Annotated in this window: 7 protein-coding genes; 4 read left to right on the plus strand and 3 right to left on the minus strand. The window is 42.1% G+C overall.

Annotated features, from left to right (window positions below; genetic code table 11):
• Nucleotides 1–304: 304 nt before the first annotated feature.
• On the plus strand, nt 305–1,252 hold the full coding sequence (locus tag ACS8FA_RS27655) for a D-2-hydroxyacid dehydrogenase (protein ID WP_439264473.1): 948 nt from the start codon (nt 305–307) through the stop codon (nt 1,250–1,252).
• A gap of 11 nt (nt 1,253–1,263) precedes the next feature.
• Here ACS8FA_RS27655 and ACS8FA_RS27660 read toward each other — a convergent pair whose 3' ends face one another.
• Together ACS8FA_RS27660 and ACS8FA_RS27665 are read right to left on the minus strand one after the other, a co-directional pair.
• Nucleotides 1,264–2,889, minus strand: a complete 1,626-nt coding sequence (locus ACS8FA_RS27660; protein ID WP_439264471.1) for a flavin-containing monooxygenase — start codon at nt 2,887–2,889, stop codon at nt 1,264–1,266.
• 96 nt (nt 2,890–2,985) lie between these two features.
• Nucleotides 2,986–3,699: an RluA family pseudouridine synthase gene (locus ACS8FA_RS27665; protein WP_439264469.1), complete on the minus strand. Its 714-nt coding sequence runs from the start codon at nt 3,697–3,699 to the stop codon at nt 2,986–2,988.
• Nucleotides 3,700–4,179: 480 nt separating this feature from the next.
• On the opposite strand from ACS8FA_RS27665, the gene trxA reads away from it, so the two are divergent.
• From trxA to ACS8FA_RS27680, 3 genes are all read left to right on the plus strand, one after another.
• The gene (gene trxA, locus ACS8FA_RS27670) at nt 4,180–4,506 is read left to right on the plus strand and encodes a thioredoxin (protein ID WP_057761928.1); all 327 of its coding nucleotides are present in this window, start codon (nt 4,180–4,182) and stop codon (nt 4,504–4,506) included.
• A 525-nt stretch (nt 4,507–5,031) separates the two neighbouring features.
• Nucleotides 5,032–6,300, plus strand: a complete 1,269-nt coding sequence (gene rho / locus ACS8FA_RS27675; protein WP_055125334.1) for a transcription termination factor Rho — start codon at nt 5,032–5,034, stop codon at nt 6,298–6,300.
• A gap of 319 nt (nt 6,301–6,619) precedes the next feature.
• Nucleotides 6,620–6,847, plus strand: coding sequence for a YMGG-like glycine zipper-containing protein (locus tag ACS8FA_RS27680; protein ID WP_101204904.1), 228 nt, complete (start codon nt 6,620–6,622; stop codon nt 6,845–6,847).
• Nucleotides 6,848–7,041: 194 nt separating this feature from the next.
• Here the strand turns inward: ACS8FA_RS27680 and ypfJ are convergent, their stop codons facing one another.
• Nucleotides 7,042–7,929, minus strand: coding sequence for a KPN_02809 family neutral zinc metallopeptidase (gene ypfJ / locus ACS8FA_RS27685; RefSeq protein WP_101204903.1), 888 nt, complete (start codon nt 7,927–7,929; stop codon nt 7,042–7,044).
• Nucleotides 7,930–8,563 lie beyond the last annotated feature (634 nt).

Here is an 8,563-nt window from a genome sequence, read left to right on the forward strand (position 1 = left end):
GTTAAGCCCAACCATTATATAACGTTAGCGGGTAGATGAGTGCGTTAAGTTGACTTTTCAAGAGGCAGCTTGCGATAGCTATGATTTTATCAGCTATTTAATCGATACTATGTTAGACAAATACACGATTGTTAAATAATACAGATTATCCTATTTTATCAGCAGCTTATATCTGTTCAATCGATATTTGGTTGATTCGTTTTTGACTAAAAATACCAACGTGCTACATTAAGCCGATAAGGATTCATGCGATAACCATTTATTCGCTGATTATCTATAAGACAACAATAAGTAAGGACTAGCCATGCAAGCCGTTTTTTTAGACAAAGGTACTTTTTCTGAAGGTATTGACCTGCCTGCACCAAGGGGTGTGAGCGACTACATCACTTATAACGACACGCCAAAAGACACGGCTGTCATCATTGAACGTTGCAAAGATGCTGACATTATTATTACCAATAAAGTCCAGATTGGTGCAGAGGTGATAGAGCAATTGCCGAAACTTAAGCTGATCCAACTGACTGCCACTGGCATGAATAACGTCGATCAAGCCGCTTGCGATAAGCACGGTGTCGCGCTTTTTAATGTCGCTGGTTACGCGGTCAAAAGCGTGCCCGAGCATACCTTTATGTTAATGTTAAATGCAATGCGCGCAGGTATCCATTACCATCAAAAAGTCGCTGATGGCACGTGGGCGGCAAACGGTAATTTTTGTCTGCTGGATATTCCGTTGATTGATTTGGAAGATAAGACGTTAGGTATTATCGGTATTGGCACCATCGGCAAGCGCGTAACCGAAATCGCTCGTGCCTTTGGCATGACTGTATTGTGGGCAGAGCACCAAGGACGTGAACCACGCAGCGACAACTATACCGCGTTTGATGAAGTGCTAGCGCGTGCGGATGTGATCAGTCTGCACTGTCCATTGAATGAACAAACTGAGCATCTTATTAATAAAGACACTCTGGCTAAAATGGACAAACAACCGCTCATCGTCAACGTCGCACGTGGCGGCATTGTTGATAGCCAAGCATTAACTGACGCGGTTAATAATGAGCAAATCATCGGCTATGCTAGCGATGTGTTTGAACAAGAACCGATCGCTGATAATGACCCACTGCTCAGTATCAGCGACCATCCGCGTGTTATCTTTAGTCCGCACAATGCATGGGGCAGCAAAAGCGCCCAGGAGACCTTGTGGCAGATGTTAAGCAAGCAAGTGGCTGATTTCATCGACAACCATCATCAATAATTACCAAGACGCTAACGACTAAATCGTAACCAGTCATCTTTTATCTTGCGATACTTAAGCATAATTCGATCGCTTAGATAGTTATTGGTCACAAACCAAGGATAGCGATCGCCTTGCTTAGGTAGCTCGTCTTTGCCGCGTCTAACATAACCAGACGATAGCGAACCCATCACGGTATCTGCTTGAGCGCAGGCTGTCATATCCGCAGTCTGTGCTTGTGGCATTGCGACTTGATAGCGGTTTTTATGCATATATCCCAGTAGCCTCACTACATACTGACAGGCCAAGTCAATTTTAAGCGTCCATGAGGCATTGGTATAGCCAAACAGTGCTGCCAGATTGGGTACGCCTTCTATCATGACCGCTTTGTAGGTCATACAGGTGCCAATATCGACAGCTTGACCGTCGATATATACCGCAGCCCCGCCCAGCATCTGTAGCTTTAAGCCAGTCGCGGTAACAATGATATCAGCATCGAGGTGCTGACCAGATTGCAGCATAACTCCTGTCTCAGTAAAGTGGCTGATTTGATCGGTCACCACTGTTGCACGTTTGTCCTGCAAGGCTTTGAATAAATCACCGTCAGGTACCGCGCATACTCGTTGATCCCACGGATTATAGTCAGGCATAAAATGGTTGCTATCAACGCCGCTACCCTTTAACTCTTTTTTTACTCCATTTTTTAAGACTGCTTTCATCACCTTGGGTGCATGAGTCGCAACTTTGTACAGGCCTTGTTGCCGTAACACGTTGCGCACGCGTAGTGCCGTATAAGCCTGCTCTTTTGATAATGGTGAAAACTTGCCTGATAGCCAGTCCATAGCATGGTCATCACCCGGCACGCTCGCCACATAGGTCGGCGTACGCTGTAGCATCGTGACATGACGTGCACACTGATTACTGTCTTTATCTACTAGCGCAGGTAGCAACGTCATCGCTGTGGCACCGCTACCAATAACGACGACTTTTTTATCATTATAGTCTAGATTATTCCAGTGCTGTGGATGGACGATTTGACCGTGGAAATTCTCTTCTCCTTCAAAACGAGGGCGATAGCCTTGCTCATAATCATAATAACCAGTGGCACCTACGATAAACTTAGCAGTCTTAACAAAAATCTCACCGCTTGCATGGTTTTTAATGGTCGCTGACCACTGTTGATCCTCACTAGACCATGATATCTCCTGAACTTCATGCTGATAGTGGATATGTTCGGTCACACCAAACTCGCGTGCCGTATCGGCGATATAGCGCTTGATATCATCGCCTGCTGCAAGCATTCTATAATCAAGCCACGGCCTAAAGTTATAGCCAAAGGTCAAGGCGTCAGAGTCAGAGCGAATCCCTGGATAGGTAAATAAATCCCATGTACCACCCAAATCAGTACGCTTTTCTAATATAGCAAAGCGCTGTAGAGGTTTTTGCTTATGAGTCGGTTTTGCCTGCTTTTGCTTTTTGGGAGCTTTATGACCGAATAGGCCTTTATGCTGCTGTTGCTGTAAACGGCAAGCCATACCAATACCTGCAATACCCGCACCGATGATCAATACTTCATAGTCGGCTACTTTATCTGTCTTTGACTTGTTACCTTTAAAGCGGTTTTTGATAGCCTGTTTGGTCGTGGTGATATCAAGCATACTTTCATCCTTGTACTTACATGACTGGCATTTTATAGCTGGCTTTAGAGCCGCTGTTTATCGCATCTATTAACAGTAAGCGGCAAAATCTACTTCTTAAAATGGGCAAGGACTCTCCCAGTCCATCCAAGCACCCAGTACTGGATGCTTTAAACGCAATTGCTGTGCATGTAAGTTGAGCCTCAGGGCTATCTCTAATGCCGCACCTTCAGCATAAATCGGATCGCCAATCATCACATGATCGACGTGCACCATATGTACGCGTAGCTGATGACTGCGTCCCGTGACTGGCTTTAGCATGACCCGAGTAACTGCCTCGCCATTACAGGTTTCATGAGCCACCACTTCATATAACGTCAGTGCATGCTTTGACCAGTCGTGATCGACGATATGGCGCGGTTTAGTACTTGGCTCATAACGCACTGGCACTGATATCTCACCAGTTGCGCCGACCTGCTCCCATTTACCAAAAACACGTGCTTGGTATTTCTTTTGCGGTAGACGCTCGATGAATTGCTTACTGATATTGGTTTGCGCTGCTGCATTTTTTGCAAAAATAAGCAGTCCCGACGTGTCCATATCTAAACGGTGAATCAATTTGACAGCTGGATTGGCACGCTCAAGACGAGCAAGCAGACTGACTTTGAGTGTTTTACCATCGACGCTCAATAGGCCTGCAGGTTTATCAACCACCCAAATGTCATCGTCTTCGTAAACCGTAATTTCTTGCGCAAAATTTTTAAAAAACTCAAGCGGATAAGCACTTTCTTGGGCATTGAGGGCATTAACTTCTTCATCGGTAAAAGGCATAAATTTAACTACTTATGTAAATTGGTTTTAAGATAAGGATTTTTGGTGGCTAATCTTTTGGACACGATAGCTATATTTGCCACGATAGCCATTTTAAGAACAATGGTTATTTGGACAAAAGAGCAAAAATTTGGCTGATTTTTAACGTTATTAATATCGCTAGCTACTAATCAATAACTACTATATAAACGAGGTAAACATAAAACTTCTATCGCACTGAGATACATACTTTGATAAGGATAATCGTATTAAATAACAGATTAGACACGCTTGTGCTGCACCGTTTCGATTTATTGTGCTAATACTAGTTGTTAAACAATTTAACCAGCCTGTATCTGTCAAATTAGGGCAAACATGTTAATATAATGGCACATTTTCACCCCTTCTAAACAATTCTTTGACCACCAACTGATTTATTATTAAACCAATATATAGGTTGATGAGTGGTGATAGAAGTAATAAAACAAGAGAGATAAAATTATGTCAGACCTTATTGTACATACTACCGACACAGACTTTGATCAAGACGTTCTACAATCAGACGTACCTGTATTAGTAGACTTCTGGGCGCCATGGTGTGGTCCTTGTAAAGCCATCGCTCCTATTTTAGAAGATCTAGCGACTGAGTACCAAGGTAAAGTTAAAATCGTTAAAGTAGACGTAGACAACAACCCACAAGCGGCTAGCCGTTTTGGTATTCGTAACATCCCAACGCTATTTGTATTCAAAGACGGCGAAAAAGTTGACTCAGTAATGGGCCTACAGCCAAAAGCTGAATTGGCTAAAGTACTAGACAAGCATTTATAAGTTACATTTGCCAGCTCTAGACTATCTTGAGTTGGTAAAACAGAATAACCGAGAAAGCCATTATCTGACCAAGATAGTGGCTTTTTTGCTTGTTTTTTGTGCAAAAAACTCGATAATATGACTTTTTTGGCAAAATTTATTGACAACGCTATTGTGAAGACCGTATAGTCTGCTGACAAGAGAAAACCAACTGTTTTCCTAAGTATCTTGTCGCTATTCTCCTCGTGTTTATCAACAAAAACACAATCGTCATTATAAACACCATTGCTGAACAAAATGACTAAACGCAATTACTGATATTGAGTTTTTGACGCAGACTCTTATGTAGCCTTTTTTATCCTTATTTCTTATTACCTTGCCTCCAATGATGGCAATGCGTACATAAGCAGACATATAAAACCAAAACTACATAAACTACAGCGCTGTGCACACACCCATATCATCATATTACCGTTATTTTAATCACTGTCGTGACTTGTGCTGCTAATGGCATCTCTCATCTGATCAATTGCTAATGACCTATCTATGAATCTTACTGAATTAAAGAAAAAATCAATCGCTGAGCTATTGGCTATCGCCAAAGAAATGGGTCTTGATAATATGGCGCGTAGCCGTAAACAGGACATTATCTTTGCTATTCTAAAAACCCATGCGCGTAACGGCGAAGCCATTTATGGTGACGGCGTACTTGAGGTTCTTCCTGATGGTTTTGGATTTTTGCGCTCATCAGAAGGCTCATATTTAGCCGGTCCTGATGATATTTATGTCAGCCCTAGCCAAATTCGACGTTTCAGTCTAAAAACTGGTGACAGTATCGCTGGTACGATTCGTCCACCAAAAGATTCTGAGCGTTATTTTGCATTATTAAAAGTTGGCGAGATTAACTTTGATACGCCAGATCGCTCACGTCATAAGCTTATCTTTGAGAACCTGACGCCTCTATTCCCAACTGAGCATTTAAAACTTGAGCTTGGTAACGGAACCACTGAAGATTTGACTGGTCGTATCATCGATCTAATCGCTCCGATTGGTAAAGGTCAGCGTTCTATCATCGTCGCACCGCCAAAAGCGGGTAAAACGATGTTGCTACAAACCATCGCGCAATCAATCACTCGTAATAACCCTGAATGCTATTTGATCGTACTATTGATTGATGAGCGTCCAGAAGAAGTGACCGAGATGGTACGTACGGTACGCGGTGAAGTGGTCGCTTCTACCTTTGATGAGCCGCCACAGCGTCACGTACAGGTTGCTGAAATGGTCATCGAAAAGGCCAAACGTTTGGTTGAACACAAGCAAGACGTAGTGATTTTACTTGATTCGATTACGCGTCTAGCACGTGCTTATAACACGGTTATCCCATCATCAGGTAAAGTATTGACGGGTGGTCTAGATGCCAATGCCCTAGAACGTCCAAAACGCTTCTTTGGTGCGGCGCGTAACGTGGAAGAAGGTGGTAGTTTGACCATTATTGCCAGTGCTCTTATCGATACTGGTAGTAAGATGGACAGCGTTATTTTTGAAGAATTTAAGGGAACGGGTAACCAAGAGATCACGCTTGAGCGTGACTTGGCTGAAAAACGTGTATTCCCTGCGATTAATATCAAAAAATCTGGTACACGCCGCGAAGAGCGTCTATTGGACGAAGACAAGCTGCGTAAAGTATGGATTTTACGCAAACTGCTTCAACCGATGGATGGCGTACAAGCCACTGAGTTCTTGTTGGACCGTCTAAAAGAAGCGAAAACCAATGATGAATTCTTCGAGCAAATGAAGCGTAAATCACAAAACTAATTCTTAGTTAGTTTGCTAGACTTATTCAGCTTTGATTCAATATTAAGACTACCTATAGGTAGTCTTTTTTATAGCAGTATCAAAGTATTAATAGTTAAACCCATTAGAACGTAATCCGCTCTGTCGTTCACAGCCATTGCCGATGATACAGTACGGCAACATCGCTTACATCTCGTTTGCAAAGTTTAGCGTTTTTACTACGACTATATTATTAGTAACCGACTATTATGACAGACAGTAGGAATATACTTGAAAATATCATGGACACAGTATTTTAAAGGTATTGTATTTTAAACCTGATGACTTAATAGGTGATAATATGAAATTTGCTAAAACGATCGCAATGACTGCAATTACTAGCTCAGCACTAATCATGACTGGTTGTAACTCTTATAGCGGTATGAGCAACACTGCTAAAGGTGCTACTGCTGGCGCAGCAGCTGGTGCTCTTATTAGAAGCAAAGGCGACAGCAAAGATATCGCTCGTGGCGCATTGGCTGGTGCAGCGATTGGCGGTGCTGGTGGTTATGTTCTTGATAACAACTAAATCTTTCTACGCTAATATTATTTGACAATTGATTGAGTAATATTAGATAAAAGATGATAAAAAGCCTGCAATTCGTTGCAGGCTTTTCTATGTCTTAATTTTGATTATAAGTCCATGTGCTAGACTTATAATCAAAAGCGTTAGTATGAAAAAACATCATTAGTCAAATACACGATTATTAATATGTATGGGCATTAAAGTGCACCACTGAACGTATCGCAAGATTGGACATTACCGCTTTCTAGACCACGGGTGAACCATTCGACACGTTGTTGACTGGTACCATGAGTAAAGTTATCAGGCACTACTGCACCACCACTCGCTTTCGCTAGACGATCATCACCGATTTGACTAGCTGCATTCACCGCTTCATCAAGATCACCAGCTTCTAAAAACTGTACGCGCTCTTGATTGCGCTGTGCCCATACACCAGCAAAACAATCCGCTTGCAACTCTTGCAATACTGATAGCTTATTAGACTGTGCTTGGGTCACTTGCTGACGAGCTTCATTAACCTGTTGGCTAATGCCCAGTAGCGTCTGTACATGGTGACCTACCTCATGCGCTATCACGTAGGCCTGTGCGAAATCGCCAGCCTTGCCTTGGTTCTCTTCACCACCGGAGCCTTGCTGATCGCCTGAAATACCAAGATTCTGACGCATCTCTACAAAGAATGACGTATCCAAATAAACAGTCTGATCCCCTGGACAATAAAATGGACCCGTTGCAGAGCTAGCACTACCACATGCAGAGCTAACCTGACCATTAAACAAAATCAATGACGGTTCTTGATAAGTACTACCAGCTTCATTAAAGATTTGATGCCAGACTTCTTCTGTATCTGCTAGTACAACTTTCACAAACTGCGTGTCTCGGTCTGTGCTGGTTGCCAGCTCGGTAGATGATTCACTACTACCACCTGTAACCGCTTGACCTGTCTGTAATGCGGTCATTGGGTTTACGCCAAATACCAACCACAAAATGCCAGCGATGATAATACCACCAATACCACCGCCGATCATCTTACCGCCACCTGTGCTAGAGCGCACATTCGAGCTGCCTCGTCTACCTTGCCATTTCATAATTCTCTTCCTCAAATATAGATTGATTCATTATTTCTATTAATCACTATCTCTATTAGCCACTACTTTTATTACTCATTACTTATGTTATATATTATTTAGCCAGTCAATTTACGCTATGACCTAGTCTACTATCCTGAATGCAAGTAGAAACCTATAAAATTGCTAACTTAACTAGGATTTATGTAATATAGGACCATAATCGGACTATTTAATTCAATTCTTACCCATAAAAACGGGGTTAATATCAACAATTCGAGACAAAAAATGAGAACTAAAAAAGGTCTTAATTCCTCTGATGTCATTGATTATACGTCGATTAATTTGGCTTCTTGTATTAAAAAGTATATCGGATAGCCAAAGTAAAATATTATTTTAAATTTTATTGTTACTTAATTGTACAGGCTATTTCTATTTACTTAGAAAACCTATAGAATGCGTGGAAGCTGAGTAGCTGTGACTAAGACTAGTTGAATTCTGAGAAATCTCGGATTTCGACCTTTGTTGCTGCTACTGCTCATTTCATTTTTCCGGAGAAAACCATATGAAACTTAAATTACTTGCTCTAGCTGGTATCATGACTGCAACTATGGGCCTTACTGCCTGTGATAGCAGCAAAGAAAACGCTGCTGAA

Source organism: Psychrobacter sp. 1Y1 (assembly GCF_051847395.2).
Taxonomy (GTDB): Bacteria; Pseudomonadota; Gammaproteobacteria; order Pseudomonadales; family Moraxellaceae; genus Psychrobacter.

Bases quoted from the DNA above. Each gene is read 5' to 3' on its own strand.
- ACS8FA_RS27655 (WP_439264473.1), top strand. From the start codon at position 305: ATGCAAGCCGTTTTTTTAGACAAAGGTACTTTTTCTGAAGGTATTGAC.
- ACS8FA_RS27660 (WP_439264471.1), bottom strand. From the start codon at position 2,889: ATGCTTGATATCACCACGACCAAACAGGCTATCAAAAACCGCTTTAAA.
- ACS8FA_RS27665 (WP_439264469.1), bottom strand. From the start codon at position 3,699: ATGCCTTTTACCGATGAAGAAGTTAATGCCCTCAATGCCCAAGAAAGT.
- trxA (WP_057761928.1), top strand. From the start codon at position 4,180: ATGTCAGACCTTATTGTACATACTACCGACACAGACTTTGATCAAGAC.
- rho (WP_055125334.1), top strand. From the start codon at position 5,032: ATGAATCTTACTGAATTAAAGAAAAAATCAATCGCTGAGCTATTGGCT.
- ACS8FA_RS27680 (WP_101204904.1), top strand. From the start codon at position 6,620: ATGAAATTTGCTAAAACGATCGCAATGACTGCAATTACTAGCTCAGCA.
- ypfJ (WP_101204903.1), bottom strand. From the start codon at position 7,929: ATGAAATGGCAAGGTAGACGAGGCAGCTCGAATGTGCGCTCTAGCACA.